Annotated in this window: 19 protein-coding genes; 16 read left to right on the top strand and 3 right to left on the bottom strand. The window is 44.3% G+C overall.

What is annotated here, in order from left to right:
- Positions 1-21: 21 nt before the first annotated feature.
- From HCX89_RS02420 to HCX89_RS02405, 4 genes are read left to right on the top strand one after another with little or no spacing between them, the layout of a single operon-like run.
- On the top strand, positions 22-813 hold the full coding sequence (locus tag HCX89_RS02420) for a ParA family protein (protein WP_044734086.1): 792 nt from the start codon (positions 22-24) through the stop codon (positions 811-813).
- On the top strand, positions 797-1,807 hold the full coding sequence (locus tag HCX89_RS02415; RefSeq protein WP_167714945.1) for a chemotaxis protein CheW: 1,011 nt from the start codon (positions 797-799) through the stop codon (positions 1,805-1,807). Before HCX89_RS02420 ends, HCX89_RS02415 begins: the two co-directional genes overlap by 17 nt.
- A gap of 7 nt (positions 1,808-1,814) precedes the next feature.
- Entirely contained in the window at positions 1,815-2,309 is a 495-nt protein-coding gene (locus HCX89_RS02410) for a chemotaxis protein CheW (RefSeq protein WP_025011081.1), read from the top strand.
- A 34-nt stretch (positions 2,310-2,343) separates the two neighbouring features.
- On the top strand, positions 2,344-2,754 hold the full coding sequence (locus tag HCX89_RS02405; protein WP_025011082.1) for a DUF2802 domain-containing protein: 411 nt from the start codon (positions 2,344-2,346) through the stop codon (positions 2,752-2,754).
- A 249-nt stretch (positions 2,755-3,003) separates the two neighbouring features.
- Here HCX89_RS02405 and HCX89_RS02400 read toward each other — a convergent pair whose 3' ends face one another.
- Both HCX89_RS02400 and HCX89_RS02395 read right to left on the bottom strand, forming a co-directional pair.
- Positions 3,004-3,327: an EscU/YscU/HrcU family type III secretion system export apparatus switch protein gene (locus HCX89_RS02400; protein ID WP_231473474.1), complete on the bottom strand. Its 324-nt coding sequence runs from the start codon at positions 3,325-3,327 to the stop codon at positions 3,004-3,006.
- Positions 3,328-3,336: 9 nt separating this feature from the next.
- Positions 3,337-5,118 carry a hypothetical protein gene (locus HCX89_RS02395; protein ID WP_146146518.1) on the bottom strand — a complete coding sequence of 594 codons (1,782 nt, stop codon included), beginning with the start codon at positions 5,116-5,118 and terminating at the stop codon, positions 3,337-3,339.
- 216 nt (positions 5,119-5,334) lie between these two features.
- On the opposite strand from HCX89_RS02395, the gene HCX89_RS02390 reads away from it, so the two are divergent.
- The gene (locus HCX89_RS02390; RefSeq protein WP_044734088.1) at positions 5,335-6,105 is read left to right on the top strand and encodes a VacJ family lipoprotein; all 771 of its coding nucleotides are present in this window, start codon (positions 5,335-5,337) and stop codon (positions 6,103-6,105) included.
- 79 nt (positions 6,106-6,184) lie between these two features.
- The gene (locus HCX89_RS02385; RefSeq protein WP_054744114.1) at positions 6,185-7,291 is read left to right on the top strand and encodes a response regulator; all 1,107 of its coding nucleotides are present in this window, start codon (positions 6,185-6,187) and stop codon (positions 7,289-7,291) included.
- 242 nt (positions 7,292-7,533) lie between these two features.
- Here the strand turns inward: HCX89_RS02385 and HCX89_RS02380 are convergent, their stop codons facing one another.
- Positions 7,534-9,042: a peptide MFS transporter gene (locus HCX89_RS02380; protein ID WP_025011088.1), complete on the bottom strand. Its 1,509-nt coding sequence runs from the start codon at positions 9,040-9,042 to the stop codon at positions 7,534-7,536.
- Between the two features lie 432 nt (positions 9,043-9,474).
- Between HCX89_RS02380 and rfaH the strand changes: the two genes are divergently transcribed.
- The 10 genes from rfaH to HCX89_RS02330 all read left to right on the top strand — a co-directional run bounded on the left by rfaH (position 9,475) and on the right by HCX89_RS02330 (position 22,162).
- Positions 9,475-9,972 carry a transcription/translation regulatory transformer protein RfaH gene (rfaH, locus tag HCX89_RS02375; protein ID WP_025011089.1) on the top strand — a complete coding sequence of 166 codons (498 nt, stop codon included), beginning with the start codon at positions 9,475-9,477 and terminating at the stop codon, positions 9,970-9,972.
- Between the two features lie 803 nt (positions 9,973-10,775).
- On the top strand, positions 10,776-13,595 hold the full coding sequence (locus tag HCX89_RS02370) for an SLBB domain-containing protein (RefSeq protein ID WP_167714943.1): 2,820 nt from the start codon (positions 10,776-10,778) through the stop codon (positions 13,593-13,595).
- A gap of 79 nt (positions 13,596-13,674) precedes the next feature.
- Positions 13,675-14,649, top strand: a complete 975-nt coding sequence (locus tag HCX89_RS02365) for a Wzz/FepE/Etk N-terminal domain-containing protein (RefSeq protein ID WP_167714941.1) — start codon at positions 13,675-13,677, stop codon at positions 14,647-14,649.
- Position 14,650: 1 nt separating this feature from the next.
- Positions 14,651-15,646 carry an exopolysaccharide biosynthesis polyprenyl glycosylphosphotransferase gene (locus tag HCX89_RS02360; protein WP_167714939.1) on the top strand — a complete coding sequence of 332 codons (996 nt, stop codon included), beginning with the start codon at positions 14,651-14,653 and terminating at the stop codon, positions 15,644-15,646.
- Positions 15,647-16,133: 487 nt separating this feature from the next.
- Positions 16,134-17,435, top strand: a complete 1,302-nt coding sequence (locus HCX89_RS02355; protein ID WP_167714938.1) for a nucleotide sugar dehydrogenase — start codon at positions 16,134-16,136, stop codon at positions 17,433-17,435.
- A 21-nt stretch (positions 17,436-17,456) separates the two neighbouring features.
- Entirely contained in the window at positions 17,457-18,404 is a 948-nt protein-coding gene (locus HCX89_RS02350) for a Gfo/Idh/MocA family protein (RefSeq protein WP_167714936.1), read from the top strand.
- A complete protein-coding gene (locus HCX89_RS02345) occupies positions 18,404-18,991 on the top strand; it encodes an acyltransferase (protein WP_167714934.1) in 588 nt (195 codons plus the stop codon). Before HCX89_RS02350 ends, HCX89_RS02345 begins: the two co-directional genes overlap by 1 nt.
- 8 nt (positions 18,992-18,999) lie before the next feature.
- The gene (locus HCX89_RS02340) at positions 19,000-20,079 is read left to right on the top strand and encodes a DegT/DnrJ/EryC1/StrS aminotransferase family protein (protein ID WP_174839992.1); all 1,080 of its coding nucleotides are present in this window, start codon (positions 19,000-19,002) and stop codon (positions 20,077-20,079) included.
- Positions 20,080-20,240: 161 nt separating this feature from the next.
- The gene (locus HCX89_RS02335) at positions 20,241-20,744 is read left to right on the top strand and encodes a DapH/DapD/GlmU-related protein (RefSeq protein WP_167714931.1); all 504 of its coding nucleotides are present in this window, start codon (positions 20,241-20,243) and stop codon (positions 20,742-20,744) included.
- The gene (locus HCX89_RS02330) at positions 20,741-22,162 is read left to right on the top strand and encodes a lipopolysaccharide biosynthesis protein (protein WP_167714930.1); all 1,422 of its coding nucleotides are present in this window, start codon (positions 20,741-20,743) and stop codon (positions 22,160-22,162) included. Before HCX89_RS02335 ends, HCX89_RS02330 begins: the two co-directional genes overlap by 4 nt.
- The last annotated feature ends 6 nt before the right edge of the window (positions 22,163-22,168 follow it).

Genomic DNA, 22,168 nt, shown 5'->3' with positions numbered 1-22,168 from the left:
GGCGAGAATAAGGGGCGGAAAGTGAAAGTCTGGACCATTGCAAACCAAAAAGGCGGAGTGGGCAAAACCACAACAGTTGCCAGTTTGGCGGGCACACTGGCCAAGCGTGGTCAGCGGGTTCTGATGATAGACACAGATCCCCATGCTTCGCTGGGTTATTACCTGGGCATAGATTCGGAAGAGGTGCCCGGCTCACTGTATGATCTCTTTCTGGCTCATAAGAATCTTGATACCTCTTTGGTAAAGCAACACGCGGTTCCCACATCTGTTGAGGGAGTCGATCTTTTGGCGGCAACCATGGCGTTGGCCACTTTGGATCGTGCCCTTGGTCATCAAGAGGGGATGGGGCTGGTGCTGCGTAATATTCTCAAGTCGGTTGAGGATGACTACGATGTTGCCTTGGTCGACTGTCCCCCGGTGCTGGGGGTATTGATGGTCAATGCACTGGCGGCCAGCCAACACATAGTGATCCCGGTTCAGACCGAATTTTTGGCGATTAAAGGCCTGGATAGAATGATTAAAACCATGGAACTGATGGGGCGCTCGAAAAAGACCCGCTACAGTTATTCCATAGTGCCAACCATGTATGACAGACGTACCAAGGCTTCACCTGCGGCGCTGCAACATCTTGGTGAGGTTTACGGCGACACGCTTTGGCCGGATGTGATCCCTGTGGATACCAAGTTTCGCGACGCCAGTTTGGCTCATCTACCGGCGTCCCACTATGCCCCAAGCTCGCGCGGAGTGAAGGCCTACGAGCGTTTGCTGGATTATCTGCTGGCGGGGGAGTTTGACCATGTCAAAATCGGTTGATGAAACTGTTTTTGATTATTTCAGCATTCTGCTGACTGAGCCGGCACCCGAGGTTAAATCCGAGGCGCAATCTGCGATTAAGCCTGAACAAAAAGCGCAAGCTGTAGTTGAGGCAAGAACTGAGCAGACTCCGCCGGCAACGTCTAGGTTACGGGACGATATCGCTGTGCCAGTTGATACGGCACCCAAGAAAGCGCCGCTTTCTCGAGCGGACGGTACTGCCAAGCAATACCCGGCAGAGCCAGATAAGCCGAGACTCGACCGTAATGCGCTGGAACAGCTACTGGCGCCGGTGTTTAAAGAGCAGGTTGCCGAGGTAACGCAGACAGAGGTGCCGACAGAAACTCAGTCGGAAACCATCACAGCTGCTTCGCTGCAAAGCGAGCCCATAACCGGACAGGTGGATACTCAGACCGATGCTGCTCAGCGCGAGCAGATTCAAGTCCAAGAGGTGACTGAGCCTGAGGTTCTGGAACAGGTTCAGCTCGAAACACAAGTCGGCGCGCCGGCGGCACCTATAGAACCGCTCAAGGAACAACTGGAAGATGAATTTCAAGTATTGTTCTTCAAGGTGGCGGGACTCACGCTGGCCGTGCCCCTGATAAACCTGGGCGGCATAGTCAGAATAGAGCGCATCAATCATATCTTTGGGCGGCCAGGATGGTTTATGGGGGTTCAGGGTTATCGGGACTCTCAGCTGAATATCGTTGATACCTGCGCCTGGGTTATGCCGGAAAAATATGATGATAAACTGGCGCAATCCGTAAATTATCAATATCTTGTAGTATTAGAGAACAGTAATTGGGGTTTGGCTTGTGAATCTTTGGTCAATGCGGTCAAGATTGACAAGTCACAGGTCAACTGGCGTGGCAGTGAAGGTAAGCGCCCCTGGTTGGCCGGAGTAGTGAAAGAACAAATGTGTGGCATTTTGCACGTGCAGGCATTGATTGAAATGCTCAATGCCGGGTTAGGTTGTCAGGATCCGATAGACTGAGGTAAATATGACTGATTCAAGAAATGTAGCAGCGGTATCCGGAGGCAAGGACGATGCCGTTCTCCAGTGGGTAACCTTCAGGCTGGATAACGAGACCTATGGCATCAATGTGATGCAGGTTCAGGAAGTATTACGTTATACCGAAATAGCTCCGGTTCCGGGAGCTCCTCATTATGTGTTGGGGATCATCAATCTGCGCGGTAATGTGGTTACCGTTATTGATACCCGCTCACGTTTTGGTTTGCCCTCCTCTGAAGTGGACGATTCTACTCGAATCGTGATTATCGAAGCGGAAAAGCAGGTGATAGGTATTCTGGTCGACAGTGTGGCCGAAGTGGTTTATCTGCGCCGCTCTGAAATCGATAACGCCCCGAATGTGGGAACCGAAGAGAGTGCCAAGTTTATTCAGGGTGTCAGCAACCGTGGCGACGAACTGCTGATCCTGGTGGACTTGGATAAGCTGCTGTCAGATGATGAATGGGCCGAGTTGGCGCAAATCTGATAGGCTTTTGCGGGAAAAGGAGTTTTAACCGATGATGGGCGATGTTTTTTTTATCGCTGCGCTGGTATATGTCATTGCCTGTCTCGGACTGGTGCTGTACCTGCAAAAACAAAGCAACAAGCTTAGAAGCAAGGTTGAGGCGTTAACTGTTCTGGTCAAGGAAAGCGACAGGCAAAGAGATGCCTTCAAGCGGGAGTTGCAAGAATTGCGTAGTGGCACCATAGGCGTTGGCCGGCGGGTGTTGGAGCTTGAGAAGCGCCTCGCGCAGCAAAATGCCCGTCTCGATGAATCGATGCAACAGGATCCTCAGGCCAAGCTTTACAGCCGGGCCATGAAGATGGTGCAGTTGGGAGCCGGTGTCGATGAACTGATCCGCGAGTGCGAGTTGCCCAAGGCGGAAGCTGAACTCTTGATCCGTCTGCACGGTAAAACGGCCCGGGCTTGATATTTTGCCTGAGTAAAGAAAGAGCGCATTGAGATGCGCTCTTTCTGTTTCTATTTGAAAGGAATGCGAGAAACCTCAAGCCGTTTTGGCTCTCAGGGTAACGGCTTGTCTGTGTTATCCGTTACTAAAGGAAGGTGCAAAGCAAATAAGTCCTCGTGGCGTTCTCTTGTTTAGAAAGTTGCTTGCACAACAATTGGCGCTCAAGGCATCTGACTGAAGGCATGCCGGGGCCTGTCGAAGTCGGATTCCCTAAACCTTGTCGACAATTCTCTGATGCAGGTTATTCCACTGCTCGGGAAATTTCCCGTCCAACATATAGACAAAGGCTATCAGTTCGGCGATTAGTTGATAGAGCTCCTTGGGGATCTCTTCCCCCAGTTCCAACATCTGCAGAAAGTCACTCAGGTAAGGGTCTTGATGTATATGAACCCCGGCCTCCTGTGCTAACGCAATGATCTCTTCTGCAAGCAGATCCTGGCCCTTGGCCGTTATCTTGGGCGCAGTTTTGCCATCATAACTCAGGGCCACTGCCTGACGAGGTTTGGCTTGCTTGTCGTTTGAATCCATGGACATAGTCTTTCCTCAGGCTTTCAGTTGCACCAGATAGTGATCGCCGGGCAGCAGGGTGGCCGGCACAGGGGCAACGTGGGCGTTCAATTCATTGGGAGTGAGTCCTAACTGAACCAGCTTTTGCGACAAGGGGGGCAGGAAGTTGCTGACCCTGCTGATCAGCGCCTGGGTGCTGCCGATAAACTGCAGGTCGACCTTGGAATCCTTCACCTGCGCCTTGACGAGCAAGGAGCCCATGCCCAGATTAAACTTGAGTTGCAACTGCCAGGCCTTGTCTTTGTCTGCGTCCTTATCCTGATTGTTGTGTTCGAATTTGCCTTCCAACTGTTCGTTTCTTTGGTTGAGATAGTAGGGCAGCATGAAATACCAGCATTGACCACTATTGTCTGTATTGGCTTGCTGGTATAGGGCGACAGCCTGGGACATCTGCTGCAGCGCGTCCAGAGTGCCGCTCTTCTCCAGTGAAGCTAACTGATGAGTTTGCAGGCCGGACCGGCTCTGAAGTCCTTCCAGGTATTGCTTCAGGCGTTGCGGCACACTCAGGTTTTGGTTACCGGCCCTAACGCCAAGCAACAGCTGAAACAAGGTGGTAATGGCACTGGCTTGAGTTGAAGGCTGGGATTGCGTTTGCTGACTGGTCAGTTGCAACCCTGTGAGCCCAAGCAGTTCACTTCGAAGTTGGGACGGCTCTGTCAGCTCGCTCAGGGGCACAGGCGACAGTGCCGGCAATTGCTTGAGCAGTTCAGCGGCCAGGTTATGTTTCACCTCCAGTGTCATAGCCTCAGCCCTTGGCATGGCGCCGGCCTTATTGAAGGCGCGCTGGAGAAAGTTCAGCTCGGGCGCTTTGGCTGTTTCGCCGGCAACTTTATTGGATGCACTTGTGCCAACAGGCTTATCCGTATTGGCTTGAGTCGCCTGCTGAAGTGCTTGGTTACTGAATTTATCTGTCCCCGGCAGCGGGGCATTTTTCGGTTGCTGCAACTGGGCATTATCAAATGTTTGTGTTGACTGAGATAAGACAGAAGCTGGCAACTTGCTGCCGCTGGCAACTGTTTGAGACAAGCCTGCTTTGAGATCAACCGCCGTTTCCCTCAATGGTGCTGATTCCCCTTTACTTTGGGGTTGCTGCTCAAGGAGTTTTATCAACCTGGCATAGGTTTGGGCGACTTCCGGCTTGGTTATAAGTTGCTCACTTTCCTGTGTTGGGGCAGCGGGTTGCAGATTTGCTACTGGCGTCAGTTTTACTTCCAATCTGGCATTGATGGGGCTTAATTGCAGCTGTAGCCCATGATTGTTGCTGACAACTTTGGCAACGTATTCTCCGGCAGGTAGTTGTAACTGCGGTGGGAAGGCTATGCTTGTACCATTGGCAAAACGCATTTCACCCTGGGAAACAGTCAACATGGGTAAGGGATAACCTTGTGGCCTGGCTGCCAACTGCTGCAGTGCTGTTTGACTGATGCCATTTTTGGCCGCCAGCTGCATCAAAGCGTCCGGCAGTTTTATCTGGACTTCACTGGCCAGCAACAGCAATTGAGCTGTTTTGCCCTGAACGATTTCCGGTAAGGGGCGAGTCAGCTCCAGCAGTGTAGTATTGGCCTGATGCAACAGGGCTTTGGCTTGAGCGTTGGACTCTTGATTGGCAAGCTGCAATTGATACTGTGCATTTTGCAGTTGTAGTCTGAGCTCGCTACCCACATCGACTGTGGTTACCGGAAGCAGAGGGATGGATGCATTTGCTTGAGGAGTTGGGCTTGACCCTGAGGGGGGGATTGTACCATTCACTGGATCCATTGTTGCAAACCCCACTCCTCAAGTTGCTTTATCTGTAGGCAATCGTAAATTTAAATTTGATCTATTTCCACAGCGAAGTATCCTTATCCGTCCAAATCGACATTAGACAGAAATTTGACTGTCGCCATAGGTATACTCAGGTTATCGGCCTATGGTAATCAAAGCTTTAACTGTTTTTCGGTTGGATTACAGCGGTACTTTTACAAAGAGAGCAATATGAAGTTTAAATGGATTCTGATGGTTGTGGCTGCTCTGAGTGCGCATTCGGCAGTGGCTGCAGGGAGTGGCGAAAGCAACAATACACAGGGTGTGCGCATCAGTTATAACGACCCGCGGGATCCGATAGAAGGGTTCAACCGTGTCATGTGGGACTTCAACTATCTGTATCTGGATAGATTTCTCTATCGTCCGGTTGCTCATGGTTACAACGACTATGTGCCTATGCCGGTCAAGTCAGGTCTCAACAATTTTGTTCTCAACCTGGAAGAGCCCCACAGCTTGGTCAACAACACATTGCAGGGCAAGTGGGGTTGGGCCTTGAATGCCGGTGGCCGTTTTACCGTTAACTCGACCGTGGGTTTGCTTGGTTTGATTGACGTCGCCGATATGATGGGGATGCCCCGTAAACAGGATGACTTCAACGAAGTGCTCGGTTACTACGGAGTGCCCAATGGTCCTTACTTTATGGCGCCATTCTTCGGCCCCTACGTCACCCGTGAACTCGCTTCAGATTGGGTGGATGGTCTATACTTTCCATTGTCTGAATTAACTATGTGGCAGTCAGTTATCAAGTGGGGCCTGAAGAATCTCCACGCCCGTTCTGTTGCCATAGATCAAGAAAGATTAGTAGACAACGCGCTCGATCCATACACTTTTGTTAAAGACGCTTATATACAGCACATGGATTATAAGGTGTACGATGGCAATGTGCCTTCGAATGAGGACGAAGACGAGTTGCTTGATGAATATATGCAGGAACTGGAGTAACCCACCATCTGTTTGCTTACCCGCAGGTGGTTGATACGGTCACTCGTTACCGGCGATTGAAACCTGCGGGGAATTGACCATGGCGCTGAACAGTCTCAATGTACTGCTGGTTGAGGATGATCCCGTCTTTCGCAATATCGTTGCTGCCTTTCTTACCGGGAGAGGCGCTAATGTTGTTGAAGCCGAGGATGGTGAACAAGGACTGCAAAGCTTTAAAAGCCAAAAGTATGATGTGGTTGTAGCCGATCTCTCCATGCCCAGAATGGGGGGATTGGAAATGCTCAAAGCCATGTCGCGTATCAATCCTGCCATTCCTTCCATTGTGATTTCCGGAAACCAGGTTATGGCCGATGTTGTCGAGGCGCTGCGAATTGGTGCCAGTGACTATCTGGTTAAACCCGTATCGGATCTCTACAGCATAGAGCACGCGATTAATCAGTGTCTTGCGGCTCCTGAGCAGGAACAAAATACTCTTAATCGAGATGTGGAAGAGCTCTCCTTTATGGAGTTGAACGAAAACCTGGCATTGCTGGAGCAAAACGCTGAAGCGGCCAGGTGTGTACAGCAACAGCTATTCCCCGCAAGCCGTATTGAATATCCCAAGGCCAGGTTGGACTATAGCTTGTTCAAACATGAGCAGGTAAGCCCTTACTTCATCGACTCGGCTATGGTTGGGAATAACCACCTCATCATGTACCTGGCCCACTTTCACCCGGAAGACAACAGGGCCGCCTTTGCCAGCGTGTTGATGCGTAGTTTCGTTAATCAAAAGCTGAAACTGAATCGCAATGGTGTCAGTTCTGTGGTGATAGAACCTTTCAATATGCTCAGCTATTTGAATGACCGTTTGGTCAAGTCGGGGCTGGATCTCTATTGCGATATGATTTACATCGCGATTGAGCTTGATAGTTATCGGGCGGCTATTGCCCAGGCGGGCAGGGGGCTGAGATGCTACATTCGTAACCAGGATGGTCTTACACCTCTGGCGTTGGCAGATTCACTGCAGTTGGGGTTATTGGAGTGGGGCAAGCCGGCGACTCAGTTCCGGAGTTTAATGCCAGGTGAAAGGCTCTGCATTGTTACCAGTGAGGCAGAGCACAGACAACTGCTTCAGCAAGATAAATTCCTGGGGCTGACTTTTAACCCTAAAATACCTCAAGGTGGATTCCTGCAACTGGCCTTTTAATGGCCTTAATGCCGACTAGGTATTTCTCTGGTCTCCGTTCAAAGTTGTTTTTGAGTGGGGAGCCGATGTTTGTCTCACTATTTTTAGTTTTGTATCGACATTGTAAGAGTGCCATTTTTCATAGTGAGAGAAAGCACCTTCTGCTTTTCAAACTGAGGCTTAATTGGCTTGAACTTAAAACTGTGAAAAATTCCAATAAAAAAAGGCTGCAGATTTTGCAGCCTTCTTTGTATATATCAGAATTAGCGTTTAATGGCTTCGTGCTCGCCGGTTACAGCCATTTCCTGCTCCAGAGCTTCTTCTTCAGAATGATCATGGATTTTGCTTTCAGCGCCGTGCATCCAGTCAACCAGCTTGTCAGCCATGAAATAAAGGATCACACCGGAAATAGCAGCGGTGATGGCAATGCCGGAGAAGATAGACATGGCGTTGGCCAGCTGTTCTTCTTTCTCGCCACCGTGGCCGATAAAGGAACCGACTACACCGGCTATCTTGTTGGCCATGGCGATAAACAGGAACCATGCTCCCATCATCAGAGATACAATACGCAGGGGAGCGAGTTTGGTTACCATGGACAGGCCTATAGGGGATAGGCAAAGCTCACCCATGGTGTGGAAGAAGTAGGCACCAACCAGCCACCACATGCTTGACTTGGCTGAGGCGTCGCCACCCATTTCCAGTACGGCACCAATCATAAACAGGAAGCCGATAGCCAATAGAACCAGACCAAGGGCAAATTTCACCGGTGAGTTAGGCTCCTTATCACCCAGGCGGATCCAGATAGAAGCAACAACCGGGGCAAAAACCACGATGAAAATGGCGTTTAGCGACTGGAAGTAAGTTGTCGGCACTTCCCAGGCACCGATAAAGCGGTCGGTAAACTCATTGGTGAATAGGTTCATCAAGCCACCGGCCTGTTCAAAACCCGCCCAGAAGATGATGGTAAACAGACCCATCACCATGATCACTTTAATGCGGTCACGTTCTACCTTGGTCAGTGGTTCTTTACGTACCTGGCCGCGGGCCAAGTCTTTTTCACGTTCAAGCTTGGCAGAAGGTACTGTACCTATGTCGCCCAATAACTTTTGGGCAAACAGGAATTGAATAATCAGCGACAATACCATACCGATACCGGCACACATGAAACCTGCTTGCCAGTTGTTGATGGTAGTTTCAACACCATCGATGACTTCTTTATGGCCAAAGTTGGTATAGGCCCAGGCAACGACAAAACCAGAAAGCGCCGCACCTAAGTTGATACCCATGTAGAAGATAGTAAAGGCGCCATCGCGACGATGATCACCTTCTTCATACAGATCGCCCACCATAGTTGAAATGTTAGGCTTAAACAGACCGTTACCTATGATGAGAGTGCCAAGACCTATGTAAAACACCATGGTTTCAAGGCCGGGAGTCATGCTGTGAGGCGTTGCCAGGGTAAACTGGCCTATAGCCATCAAGGCACCACCAATATAAATCGCTTTACGTTGTCCGAGGTAGTTGTCCGCGAGCCAGCCGCCGATGAGAGGCGTAAGGTAAACCAACGCGGTAAAGGTACCATAGAGTGAGAGTGCATCGGCCTGAGTCCAACCCAGTCCACCGCCTTGAGAGTTGGCCTGATCAACCAGATACAGAACCAGAATGGCTCGCATCGCATAATAACTGAATCGTTCCCAAAGCTCTGTTGTAAACAGCAGGAACAATCCCTTGGGATGCCCGAGCATCGTCCCCTTGGGTTTTGCTAAGCTCATGAAGTCTTCCACCTTAAATTGTTAATTGGCCGTGTGACAAAAGTCGACACAGAAAGCGATTGTTTTTATCCCAGCTGTATTGCCGTTAACATCACACTGTTTTGTAAAGTGTTATGGGCATATCTTTTAATGCGCTGTGATTGAGGCTTTGGTTTTCTGTATTGTAATTTGTTCATCAAAAGCAACAAAGCCCACCCTATATACTCTGGATTCAGCAACAAAGTCAATTTTAGCCCCCCGAGGCGGCTGCTTTGTGAACAATTGTTAGGCTGGTAGTGGTCGGAGCTGTGCTGGAATAGTTCGCAATTTCAATTAGACTAAAGTGGGGTGAAGGCGTGGTCTGAAATTCGCTTTCAATCGCAAACTCATGTCTGATATGATTGCCCGCTGTGATAGGACGTCACCCGACAGAAACCAAGTAGTGAGAACACCATGAAGGCCTGGTACCTTTTGTACTGTAAACCTCGCAGCGAAGTGAGGGCACAACAGAATCTAACGCTCCAAGAGCTGGAGACTTATTTGCCGATGGTGCGGAGCGAAAAAAAAGAGAAAAACAAGACTGTCGTTCGTAAGCAACCTCTGTTCCCCAACTATATATTCATCAAGTTTGATCCTGAGCAGACCAGTGTTCGTCAGCTCAGATCTACTCGTGGTGTTGCTGATTTAGTCAACTGCCGCGAGAAACTACTGCCAATAGATGAACAACTGATCATTCAGCTTAAACAACGTGAATTGGCTACGCCTTTGATCACAGAAAAGCCCCTGCAGTCTGGTGATAAAATACAGTTCACCGAAGGGCCATTCGCAGACTTTGACGGAATTTTCGCAGAGAAGTGTGGTGATACCCGCTGCAAGGTATTGTTCACCTTCCTTGGCCAGCATAAGAGCATCACAGTTGAACAAAGTGCAATCAGAGCCGTATGTGCGTAATCAGCCATCTGGTATGTGAGACATTTGCCATTGTTACACAAATCCAACGTTTGTTAATCTTGAAACCGTATTTCGTTTTGTATGGAAATCAATTTGTTATGGATTCTGGTTGGACAAGCCATCCTTGTTTTAGAATACAAATTGAATAATTACTCGGTGCTCTGAGAGTTGAGCGTTTTTCGATCTGTGTCACACCTTGGTGTGGGGTATAATCCCCGGTTAAAGTAAGAGCCGGTACAGGGTAGGAATGTTATTTTATTTGAATGACATTCTTAACTTACTAAAAAATATAAATTTTTGCATTGCAAAGGGCAGTTTGGAGGCCGAAATCCATGGGCGGTAGCGTGTCTGAAAGACAAGAATATGAATAGTTTCATATTCTTAGTGAACGCCGAAGCCCTCTGGTCGCCACGCGGAACGGTAGCGTGTCTGAAAGACAAGAATATGAATAGTTTCATATTCTTAGTGAACGCCGAAGCCCTCTGGTCGCCACGCGGAACGGTAGCGTGTCTGAAAGACAAGAATATGAATAATTTCATATTCTTAGTGAACGCCGAAGCCGTCTGGGCGCCACGCGGAACGGTTGTGTGCCTGAAAGCTATCAGTATGGACAATTTCCATACTCTCCAGATGGCAACAGGTCCTATCTAATTACCAATGCTTGATATACAGAATCCACTTTTGGGGAACATTGACCTGAGATGAAGGCCTGGTTGGGGGAGTTACTACACCCGAACCGGTTTTTATTGTTGTAGCAAGGTTCATTTGATTTTTAGTGTTACTCACCATTACGGAGACAACTGGTGTTACAGAAAACCAAAAAACTCATCATAGCGAGCATAGGAGCACTGGCTTTGCTTGGCTCGCAAGCTCAGGCAATTACGCCATCTCCTCAGATGATTGAACAATTCAAAAATTTGCCTCGTGCTGAGCAGGAAAGGTTAGCCAAACAGTATGGTATTGATCCCGCCATGCTTAGAGGTAGCAGTAACAGCGGCAGTCAGAAACTGGAAAACCCACAGTTGGTTTACCCCAGAGGACAGCAGAATTTTCAAGGTAATGATCAAGAAAATTGGCAATATCAAAATGGCCAAGGGCGAGAGCTGAATAATCGCCGCAGTCAAGATAAGCACAGCTTGGATTTTACCGCTGCGGCAGACAAGGCAGAGCTAGAACGATTTGGCTATTCTCTGTTTGAAGGTGAACCCAGCACTTTTGCCCCAGTTTCAGATGTACCTGTTCCCAGTGAATACCTTATGGGGCCTGGAGACACTCTGAATGTACAACTCTTCGGTAAAGATAATCGGGAGTTTACTCTTACTGTTAACCGTGACGGTACAGTGCAATTCCCTGAGCTTGGCCCAATTAGTGTGGCGGGTTTGAGCTTTGCGGAAACCAAAGACACGCTGCAAAAGCGCATCAAGCATCAGATGATAGGCATTGAGTCCAATATCACCATGGGAGAGTTGCGTTCTATCCGTATCTTTGTGGCCGGTGATGCCTATAAACCAGGCTCTTATACTGTATCCAGTCTGTCAACCATGACACAGGCGCTGTTTGTCTCCGGCGGCGTCAACGAAATTGGTTCATTACGTAAAGTGCAACTCAAGCGTGGTGGTAAGCTGGTTGGTACTCTTGACCTTTATGATTTATTGATGCGCGGCGATGCCTCCGGCGATATGCGTCTGCAATCTGGTGATGTGGTTTTCATTCCTCCAGTAGGTGGCCTGGTCAGCGTGGCCGGTGAAGTTCGCCGTCCGGCAATTTATGAGCTCAAAGGGGGAGAAACCCTTGGTGATGTCGTTAATATGGCTGCCGGGGCTAAACCGGGTTCTTATCCTAAAGGCAGTGTGGTTGAGCGTTACAATGACCAGGGGCTTAAGTCGCTGCTCACGGTTGATTTGACGTCTGCTAAAGGGCAAAAAACGCTTGCCAAGGCCGGTGATGTTATTCGAGTTAAAGGCACCTCGGGCCAATATGATAATGCAATTACCTTGGTTGGTGCTGTGGTTCGGCCGGGGAAATATCAATGGCATGAAGGCTTAAAAGTCAATGACATCCTCAAGTCTATTTGGTCCGATTTACAAATTTCAGCAGATCTAGATTACGCCATCCTGCTTCGTGAAGTAGATGATTATGGCAATATTGAGGTCTATCAATTCGCACCTGGCAAAGCAATAGTGCATCAGGACGTCGGTGAGAACCTGGCGCTGCAACCAAGAGATAAGTTGATCATATTTAACTTTAGCGATGACAGTATCAACAGATATGAGCTGAACAAGCTGGTTAAAGAAAGAGTTGCTAAGGTTACTTCCCTTACCGGCGATTCGTTACTGGGTTCAGATCTTTTCAAGGCGGGGTTCAGCGACCTGCAAAACAAGCGCCTCAACAAGCGTACTGAACTTGCCGGCGTCGTAGTTAATGATGGAGCGACCGGTGATACCGAATTAGAAGAAGCACAAAAGGCTGAACAGGAAGCTGTTACAGCAGAAGTGAGCAAGATGCTTACCAATCTTTTCGATGATAGAGATCTGGTAAAGTACAGCTATATGATGAACCGCAGTGAGCTTTTGTATCCGGTTATCAGCAAACTTAACGCACAGGCTCGCGCAGGCAGCAGCGTTAAAATAGTCGCTGTCAGCGGCCAAGTGCGCCACGAAGGTATGTATCCTTTAAGTGTCAATGCATCTGTCAGCTCTTTAATTGAAGCCGCTGGCGGCCTAAAGGAAGGTGCATACACAGCCAGAGCTGAGTTAACCCGCACGATTACAGATGCTACTGGTTCATCAATAGTGCATAAGACTGTAGATCTGACTTCGGCTCTACAAGGTAACAAAGCAGCTGATCTGGCTCTCGAAGGGCGGGATATTTTGACAGTGATGACTACGCCTGATTGGCAGGAACATCAAACTGTTGAAATACGCGGTGAAGTGAAGTTCCCTGGCGTATACAACATCCGCCGCGGCGAAACACTACAGGATGTTATTCAACGAGCTGGCGGCTTTACCGAATACGCCTATCTTCCATCAGCCGTGTTTGTGCGTGAGTCTGTTCGCAAACAAGAGCAGATGGAAATCAAAAAACTGGCCGATCAACTTCGGCGTGATATTGCCACTCGAGGCGTTTCCAAAGATGGCAATGTAGTCAACTATGCAGATGCTCAGTTGATGCTTAAAGATCTTGAAGGCATTAAAGCTGTTGGCCGACTGGTTGTTGACTTACCTGCTATCTCCGTGGGCATTACCCAAGCCGACCTTCAGCTCGAAGATCAGGATGTCCTCTACGTGCCTTCAACCAAACAGACCATAGCTGTTATGGGAGAAGTTCAACATGCATCGACTCACAGGTATAAGGAAGGTCTCACGTTAGACCAGTATCTGAATATGTCTGGCGGAGCCCGTAAGCGTGCAGATGAAGACAGAACTTATGTGATTAAAGCAGATGGTTCTGTGATGATGCCCAAACGTTCCATGTGGTTTAGCAGTGAAGATAATCTGCAACCAGGAGATACCATCATAGTTCCGCTGGATACAGAGTATAAGGATAACCTGACGCTCTGGAGTCAAGTCACCCAGATCATTTACAACACGGCTGTGGCTGTTGCGACAATCTCTGGGTTGTAATTCTTAATAACAAACTTGTTCTAGAGCCGTGGTTTCAGGCTCTAGAACAAAATTAATACAGTATTAAATAGACATAAATATGACTTCACAAATTACTCCTCAACAGCATCCGAATGCACAGTTTGCTGTGAACTCGATGAGAGATGACGAAATAGATCTCCGTGAGCTCTTTTCGGTAATATGGCAAGGGAAATGGTTAATTGCCGGTGTCACTCTGGTATTTGCCGTTGCTTCTGTGGCTATCGCACTTATGCTGCCGAATATCTATAAATCGGAGGCGCTTTTAGCCCCGGCATCTGAAGAACAGGGGGCTGGAGGGCTAGCCGGGCTTGCTTCTCAGTTTGGTGGCCTTGCCAGTATGGCGGGGATTAATTTAGCCGGTAAGGCAGGTACAGATAAGACCTTACTAGCAATCGAAGTATTAAAATCGCGGCAGTTCATCGGTGAGTTTATTGAGAAACATCAAATATTGCCTGAATTAATGGCGGTCGATAAGTGGCATATGGAAGACAACAGCCTTTCATTTGATCAAAAGCTATATAATGCACAAAGTAAAACTTGGGTGCGTGAAGTAAAACCGCCATTTCAACCGAAACCTTCATTACAGGAAGCCTATAAAGAGTTTTTGAAAGCTTTTTCCATTAATAAAGATCCAGAAACAGGAATGATAAAAATATCAGTAGAACATCAGTCTCCCTTTATCGCTAAAGAATGGGTCGACTGGTTGGTCGCTGACATTAATCTTAAGATGAAAGAGCGTGATGTAGCCGAAGCTATGCGAAGTACTGAGTTTTTGAATAAGCAAATTGAGCTTACAAATGTTGCCGACATTCGGACCATTCTATATAAATTGATAGAAGAACAGGCTAAAACAATAATGTTCGCTGAAGTTCGTGATGAGTATGTGTTTAAAACTCTTGATCCAGCTTTAATTCCAGAACTTAAAGCAAAGCCAAAACGAGCATTGATATGTATTCTAGGTACCTTATTAGGAGGTATGCTGGCATTGGTTTTCGTATTATTAAGACATTTTTATACGAATAGAGAGTATTGATATGAGTTTGATTTCCAGAGATGTAATAGACTCGGATGAACTTGATATTCCTCCCCAATTTAAGCCAATTAAGAGCTTTAAGTCAAAGCACCAAGCATTGTGTCAGTCGGTTATATATGTATATTGTCCTGAGGATAAAGAACTTGAGATAGGTTCGATAGTAGAAGATTATTCATTTGATATTGTGATGAATGACTATGACCTCCAAGACTTGAATTGCAAAGTGATTTGTCATTTTGAAAGTGCAATGCTTACTAAAGAACAAAGGCAATTTTTAGTTAAAGCTACTGAGGTGGGTGCTTGGGTTGAGCCATTAGTAAGTTATCTAGACTCACGGCTAGGTTATACTGAAGTTCGATTATTACACAGTGGGTATTTTTTACATCAAAAAGCTTTTTCTATATTGTCAACACAGCGTACTCAACTAGCAAAACGATTAATTGATATTGTGGCTGCATTGCTATTGGGTATTGTCGGTTTCCCCATTGGTTTACTTACTGCGATCATTATTAAACTCGAGAGTCCTGGACCAGTTTTTTATCGGCAAAAACGGACGGGGCAATATAATCAAGAGTTTGAAGTGATAAAATTCCGATCGATGAGAAACGATGCTGAAAAATCAGGAGCACAATGGGCTGCTAAGGATGATGCTAGAGTGACTAAGATTGGTTATTTTATTCGTAAGACTCGAATAGACGAATTGCCCCAAATCATCAATATTATCAAAGGTGATATGTCCATCATAGGGCCTAGGCCTGAAAGAGAAATCTTTATTTCAGAGTTAGAGAAAGAAATACCATACTATCGTTTCCGACATGCGGTTAAGCCGGGAGTCACAGGATTAGCTCAGGTGAGCTATCCTTATGGTGCATCAGTTGAGGATGCGATTTGGAAGCATAAGTATGATATATACTATATTAAACATCATAGCACTTGGTTAGATATAAAAATACTAATTAGGACTATAAAGGTAGTATTATTTGGAATGGGCAGATAATGATTACATCCTGTAAAGATGGAAGTGTTTTTTAGCATATGTTTCTTTAAATTTTGATATTTAGTCGGAGATGGTGCTGTATAGAGTTGTGTAGAAATAGCTGTAGAGTAACTTTTTCTGTTAAATAATATACAAATAAACATAGTGTGTTAATGCAGGTGTTACGTGGATTTGATTGTATAGTACACAATGCCAGCGATTAAAATAGATGGTAAGTCATTTTCTTGTAATACTGTGTTGTGAATGTTTGCCATGGATTAAATTTATGGATTGATAATCCAATACTATAATTTTTACGAGTTAAAAAGCCGAGGTGTATATTTTATAGTAAGGCTTTTTCTCTTATTTGTTTGATATTGGAATCTGGATTTTTGTTAAAGTATTCATCAGTATTTATTTTCACGGACGAAGATTTATAATCTGGAAGTTTAACATATAGTACCTTGGTGCAATACTTGAATCGATAAATAATATTAAAGGTAGGTATATGTCTTTTAGTGAAAGTGATTATAAGTTAGGAGTAATCGGTCTTGGGTACGTTGGATTGCCCTTGGCTGTGGAGTTTAGTAAATCCTATTCTGTTATAGGATTTGATATAAATCCTCATAGGGTTGCGGAGCTTTCAAATGGGGTAGACTCAACGTTAGAAGTTTCGAGTGAAGATTTAATGTCAGCTGCAAAGCTTACTTATAGCAGTGATGTTGCTGATATAGCTGACTGCAACGTATATATTATTACAGTTCCTACACCAGTAGATGAAGTTAATCGGCCAGATCTACAACCATTAATTAGAGCAAGTGAAACAGTTGGCAAATTGCTAAAGGCTAACGATATCGTTATTTATGAATCGACAGTTTTCCCTGGGGCAACTGAGGAAGTATGTGTTCCTGTCTTGGAGAAAAATTCTGGACTGAAATTTAATGTTGATTTCTTTGCTGGATATAGTCCTGAGCGTATTAATCCAGGCGATAAAGTTAATACGCTTACTAAAATTCGTAAAATAACTAGCGGCTCAACTCCCTCGATTGCAAATGTTGTTGATTATTTGTACTCAAGTATAATTGAAGCAGGAACTTTTAAAGCCAGTTCTATCAAAGTCGCTGAGGCAGCTAAAGTTATAGAAAATACTCAGAGAGATTTGAATATTGCACTTGTTAATGAACTTTCAGTTATTTTCGAACGGATCGGAATTGACACACTAGATGTTTTAGAGGCTGCAGGAAGTAAGTGGAATTTTTTGCCATTTAGACCTGGCCTAGTGGGAGGACATTGCATTGGTGTTGACCCATATTATTTGACACATAAAGCTGAACAGGTCGGATATCATCCTCAAGTTATATTAGCTGGAAGACGTATTAACGACAACATGGCAAGATATGTTGCGAGAAATGTCATTAAACGAATGGCAAATAATGGTATTGATATTTCACAGGCCACTGTTGGTATTCTTGGTATTACCTTTAAGGAAGATTGTCCAGATATCAGAAATAGTAAAGTTATAGATATGATTCGAGAGTTCGAATCTTGGGGAGTTAAGGTTATTGTTTTTGACCCTTGGGCTTCTAGTGAGGAAGTGCGTGAAGAGTACAATATAGAGCTAGAAAATCTTGAAACTGCTCGCGATTTAGATAGCCTTGTAATTGCGGTCGGACATAGAGAATATCGTACCTTGCCATTAGAGCGGCTCAAATTAATGGTTAAAACAGAAAAACCAGTTATTGCTGATGTAAAAAGCTTGCATGATAGAGAATATTTAGAAAATCTCGGTTTCACTGTCTTTCGTCTTTAAACTGAACTGGATAGATTGCTAATGAAAAAATTTGCATTAATCGGCGCGGCCGGTTATATAGCTCCAAGACATCTCCGAGCTATCAAAGACACTGGGAATGATCTTATTGTAGCTATGGATATTAATGACTCAGTAGGCATTATGGATAGTCACTTCCCAGATGCAGAATTTTATACAGAGTTTGAGGACTTTGCTGCTTTTGTAGAAGATCAAGCATTAAAGGGGAGTAAACTAGATTACATTGCTATATGTAGTCCAAACTATTTGCATACACCTCACATGAAATATGCTCTTAAAAATGGCATAGATGTTATTTGTGAAAAGCCATTGGTTCTTAAGTCAAGTGAAATGGATGAGTTGAAGCAGTATGAAGATAAGTACGGTGCGAGAATAAACTCAATATTACAGTTACGTCTACATCCAGCTATTATTGCGTTAAAGCAAAAGGTTGCATCAGCTCCGGCTAATTATGTATTTGATGTTGACCTGACCTACATGACATCTAGAGGTAAATGGTACATGAAGTCATGGAAGGGTTTTGATCATAAGTCAGGCGGGGTAGCTACAAATATTGGTGTACACTTCTACGACATGTTGCACTTTGTATTTGGTAAACTTAAGCATAACGAAGTTCATTATCGTGATGAAAAAACCGCGAGTGGTTATTTAGAATACGAGCGTGCACGCGTTCGTTGGTTTCTTTCTATAGATGCTAATAATTTGCCTGAAAATGCGGTTCAAGGTGAAAAGCTTACTTATCGTAGCATTACTATAGGTGATGAAGAGCTTGAGTTCTCAGGTGGTTTTACCGATCTTCATACGCAAAGCTATCAAAATATTTTGGACGGTAATGGTTTTGGTGTTGATGAAAACCGTATGGCAATTGAAACTGTTGAACAAATCCGTATTTCGTCAATTGTTACCTCAGGTGAAAATGCCCACCCACTTCTAGCTAAGGTTCTAAAGTAATGTCTGTAAACTATCAATTACATGAAACAGCCATTGTGGATGATGGTGCTAAAATTGGAAATGGAACACGAGTTTGGCACTTTACTCACGTATGTGGTGGTGCAAATATAGGTGAAGGCTGTTCTCTCGGACAAAATGTATTTATTGGCAATAAAGTAACTATCGGGAATAATGTTAAGGTGCAAAATAACGTCTCGGTATACGATAACGTGCATCTGGCAGACGATGTTTTTTGTGGTCCAAGTATAGTATTTACTAACGTTTATAACCCTCGTTCATTTATTGAACGAAAATCTGAGTATCGTGACACATATGTAAAAAAGGGAGCTACGCTAGGTGCTAATTGTACAATTGTGTGCGGTGTTACAATAGGTCAGTATGCATTGGTCGGTGCTGGTGCTTTAGTAAACAAGGACGTTAAGGCATTTGCTTTAGTGGTTGGAGTACCTGCTAAACAAATCGGCTGGATTAGTAAGTATGGTGAACAGCTTTCACTACCTTTGAGTGGTGATGCTAAAGCAGTTTGTCCACATACTGGAGATCAATATATATTGCACGGCGATTATGTCGAGCTTGTTGAAAAGTAGAGGGAATCATGCAATTCATTGATTTAGGTGCACAACAAGCGCTTATAAAAAATAAGATTGACTTGGCGATTCAGAATGTACTGCGACATGGAATATATATTTTGGGGCCGGAAGTCCTTGAGTTAGAAGAAAAACTTGCTACATTCACTGGAGTTAAACACTGCATTACAGTTGCCAATGGTACAGATGCATTGCAGATTGCGCAGATGGCTTTTGGCATAGGTCCTGGTGACGAAGTCATTACCCCTGGTTTTACTTACATTGCTACTGCGGAAACTGTTGCTTTGCTTGGTGCTAAGCCGGTGTACGTAGATGTTTGTCCTAAAACCTATAATCTTGACCCAGCTAAACTCGAAGCAGCTATTACACCAAATACCAAGGCGATTATTCCTGTAAGCCTTTACGGTCAATGTGCTGATTTCGATGGAGTAAATGCCATTGCCGCCAAATATGGTATTCCAGTAATTGAAGATGCAGCGCAGAGCTTTGGGGCCAGCTATAAAGGGAAGAAGTCATGCAATTTGAGTACGGTAGCCTGTACCAGTTTCTTCCCTAGCAAACCTTTGGGTTGCTATGGAGATGGTGGGGCTATTTTTACTAATGATGATTCGTTGGCATTGATTATTCGACAAATTGCACGTCATGGCCAAGATCGCCGCTATCATCATGTTCGAGTTGGGGTCAACAGTAGACTCGATACTTTACAAGCTGCTATCCTATTGTCTAAACTTGATATTTTCCCCCAAGAGCTACAACTGCGCGAAAAAGTAGCTAGCCGCTATCAATACTTACTTAATGAAGCTGGTATAGATGCAACTCCGTTTATAGAGTCACATAATACCTCCGCTTGGGCGCAATACACTATTCGTGTTAAAAATCGTACTCAGATTCAGCAAAAAATGAATCAGGTAGGGATTCCTACTGCTGTGCACTATCCTATTCCACTCAATAAGCAGCCTGCAGTAGCTGACGATACTGTGCATCTGCCAGTAGGCGATGCGATAGCAGAGGAAGTGCTTAGTTTACCAATGCATCCTTATATGACGGAATCTGACATCCTAAGTGTAGTCAATACATTAACAAGCTAGTTACCACTTATGTTATAAATGAGTAGATAAGAGATTTCTTTATATATTTGCACTCTATATCCATATTGGCTTATGGAGTGCAGATTATTCTTAATTGAAATAGACGTTAATTAACTCACGAGTGAGAACTTATCGCTTTAGGTCATAAGTAAGGCAGAAAAATGTTAAATGTGTTCTATTTGTTAGCTAAGTTAATAAACTATGTAAATAATTGGGCGTTGAAAACTGTAAAATATCATCACATTAAACGTTATATTAATATAGATGAAAGTGTGGAAATAGGAGTGGGGTCTATAATTTCAGGACCCTATGCTAATGTTTACGTTTCTGAATACAGTTATATTAATGGTGCTCATATTGAGGCTGGTGAAAAATCAACTGTGAAAATTGGCAGCGGTTGTGCAATAGGTTATCGTGTATCGATTAAAGCAAAAACACATTCTTTAAGAAAACCAACGCGAAATTCTGAAGGTGATATTGAACACCTTGAAAAGGATATAAAAATAGGGAACAATTGTTGGATCGGTGACGGTGTATTTATCAAAGAGGGTGTTTGTATCGGTGATAACGTTATTGTCGGTGCTAATTCTGTTGTGACTAAATCTTTTCCAGATGATTGTATTATAGCAGGAGTACCAGCAAAAGTGATTAAGATAGTAGAATGAATGCAAAAACGATATTGCAGTATTGTATTGGCCCAATTGGTGCCGCTTTAGTTGGTTTTATTAGTGTGCCATTGATGGCATGGATTTTTTCTGTCGAGGATGTTGGACGTTTATCAATACTGCAGTTGGCAATTAATTTTATCATTATCTTCTTCTGTCTCGGATTAGATCAAGTTTACGGTCGAGAATACTATGATGAAGAAAATAAGGCGAGCCTGTTTACTTCAGTTACCATGCCTGGCGCTTTTACTTTGCTTTCATTTTCATTTCTAGTTTTATTATTCGAACCAAAAATAATTTCATCTTTTTTATACGATATTCCAAGTGAATACCTGTCAATTTTAACGCTACTCTGTTTTATTATAAATTTCCTTTCTCGTTTTTTAGCAATTAGTTTAAGAATGCAAGAGCGTTCATTGGCCTATTCCATGAGTCAGTTGTTGCCGAAACTGCTTTTATTTCTGCTTTTATTATGTTTACTAGCTATTGACGAGAATCTAACTTTTTATAGCTTGATTTTTGTTTATTTTTTTTCAATAGCAACTATTTTCTGCTACCTGATTTGGCAGAATCGAATATTGTTACGTGAAGTGTTTATATCAAGAAGTATAAATTTTGAGAAGCTAAATACTTATATAAGATTTGGTATGCCATTAATTATCGGAGGATTAGCCTCCTGGGGGCTAACTTCGATTGATAGATTTTTCTTGAAATCTATGAGTACCTTGGAAGAATTAGGATTGTATTCACTTACCGTTACTATAGCTGGAGGTGTAGCAATTCTAGCTGGTGTCTTCAATACAATATGGGCTCCTTTAGTATTTAAATGGGAAAGTGAAGGTGTAGACTTAAAAAAAGTCAACAGTGTTTACGAGAATCTATTGGCAGTTGTATTTTTTATATCTGTTTTATCTGGAATTTTTTCTTGGATTATTACATTGCTGCTACCTAATGATTACGGGATAGTGAAAAGTTTACTTCCCATGTCTTTGTTATGCCCACTTCTTTATACTCTATCAGAAGTTTCATCTATTGGTATTCTGTTGACCAGAAAAACTAGTTATTCGATGCTTGCATCGATTGGTGCTTTAATTATCTGTTTAGTAAGTAATTTTATTCTGGTTCCTACATATGGCGCTGTAGGAGCTGCTTTCTCAACAGGAATATCTTTTTGGTTTTTCTTCTTGTTAAGGACAGAATTTTCTAGTTATGTTTGGCGTCCAATGCCTAGGGCAAGAGTTTATTCTATGACGGTGATATTAATTATAATGGCAAGCTTACATCTATTTTTTAGGGACTATTATTTTGTCATAGTCTCAATTTATACTATTTCTATGGTGTTTGGTTTCGTTTTGTTTAGACGGTCTTATATTGTCTTTTTCAAAAAAGTAGTCATATTCAAAAGCCTTAAAAGTTGATATTGG

The sequence above is a fragment of the Shewanella sp. Iso12 genome (genome assembly GCF_012030025.1).
GTDB classification, from domain to species: Bacteria; Pseudomonadota; Gammaproteobacteria; order Enterobacterales; family Shewanellaceae; genus Shewanella; species Shewanella algae.
The sequence above is the reverse complement of the archived record's forward strand: the minus strand, read 5'-3'. Positions and strand labels throughout refer to the sequence as shown.

Coding starts and splice junctions, on each gene's coding strand:
- HCX89_RS02415 (WP_167714945.1), top strand. CDS start 797: ATGTCAAAATCGGTTGATGAAACTGTTTTTGATTATTTCAGCATTCTG.
- HCX89_RS02410 (WP_025011081.1), top strand. CDS start 1,815: ATGACTGATTCAAGAAATGTAGCAGCGGTATCCGGAGGCAAGGACGAT.
- HCX89_RS02405 (WP_025011082.1), top strand. CDS start 2,344: ATGGGCGATGTTTTTTTTATCGCTGCGCTGGTATATGTCATTGCCTGT.
- HCX89_RS02400 (WP_231473474.1), bottom strand. CDS start 3,327: ATGTCCATGGATTCAAACGACAAGCAAGCCAAACCTCGTCAGGCAGTG.
- HCX89_RS02395 (WP_146146518.1), bottom strand. CDS start 5,118: ATGGATCCAGTGAATGGTACAATCCCCCCCTCAGGGTCAAGCCCAACT.
- HCX89_RS02390 (WP_044734088.1), top strand. CDS start 5,335: ATGAAGTTTAAATGGATTCTGATGGTTGTGGCTGCTCTGAGTGCGCAT.
- HCX89_RS02385 (WP_054744114.1), top strand. CDS start 6,185: ATGGCGCTGAACAGTCTCAATGTACTGCTGGTTGAGGATGATCCCGTC.
- HCX89_RS02380 (WP_025011088.1), bottom strand. CDS start 9,042: ATGAGCTTAGCAAAACCCAAGGGGACGATGCTCGGGCATCCCAAGGGA.
- rfaH (WP_025011089.1), top strand. CDS start 9,475: ATGAAGGCCTGGTACCTTTTGTACTGTAAACCTCGCAGCGAAGTGAGG.
- HCX89_RS02365 (WP_167714941.1), top strand. CDS start 13,675: ATGACTTCACAAATTACTCCTCAACAGCATCCGAATGCACAGTTTGCT.
- HCX89_RS02360 (WP_167714939.1), top strand. CDS start 14,651: ATGAGTTTGATTTCCAGAGATGTAATAGACTCGGATGAACTTGATATT.
- HCX89_RS02355 (WP_167714938.1), top strand. CDS start 16,134: ATGTCTTTTAGTGAAAGTGATTATAAGTTAGGAGTAATCGGTCTTGGG.
- HCX89_RS02350 (WP_167714936.1), top strand. CDS start 17,457: ATGAAAAAATTTGCATTAATCGGCGCGGCCGGTTATATAGCTCCAAGA.
- HCX89_RS02345 (WP_167714934.1), top strand. CDS start 18,404: ATGTCTGTAAACTATCAATTACATGAAACAGCCATTGTGGATGATGGT.
- HCX89_RS02340 (WP_174839992.1), top strand. CDS start 19,000: ATGCAATTCATTGATTTAGGTGCACAACAAGCGCTTATAAAAAATAAG.
- HCX89_RS02335 (WP_167714931.1), top strand. CDS start 20,241: ATGTTAAATGTGTTCTATTTGTTAGCTAAGTTAATAAACTATGTAAAT.
- HCX89_RS02330 (WP_167714930.1), top strand. CDS start 20,741: ATGAATGCAAAAACGATATTGCAGTATTGTATTGGCCCAATTGGTGCC.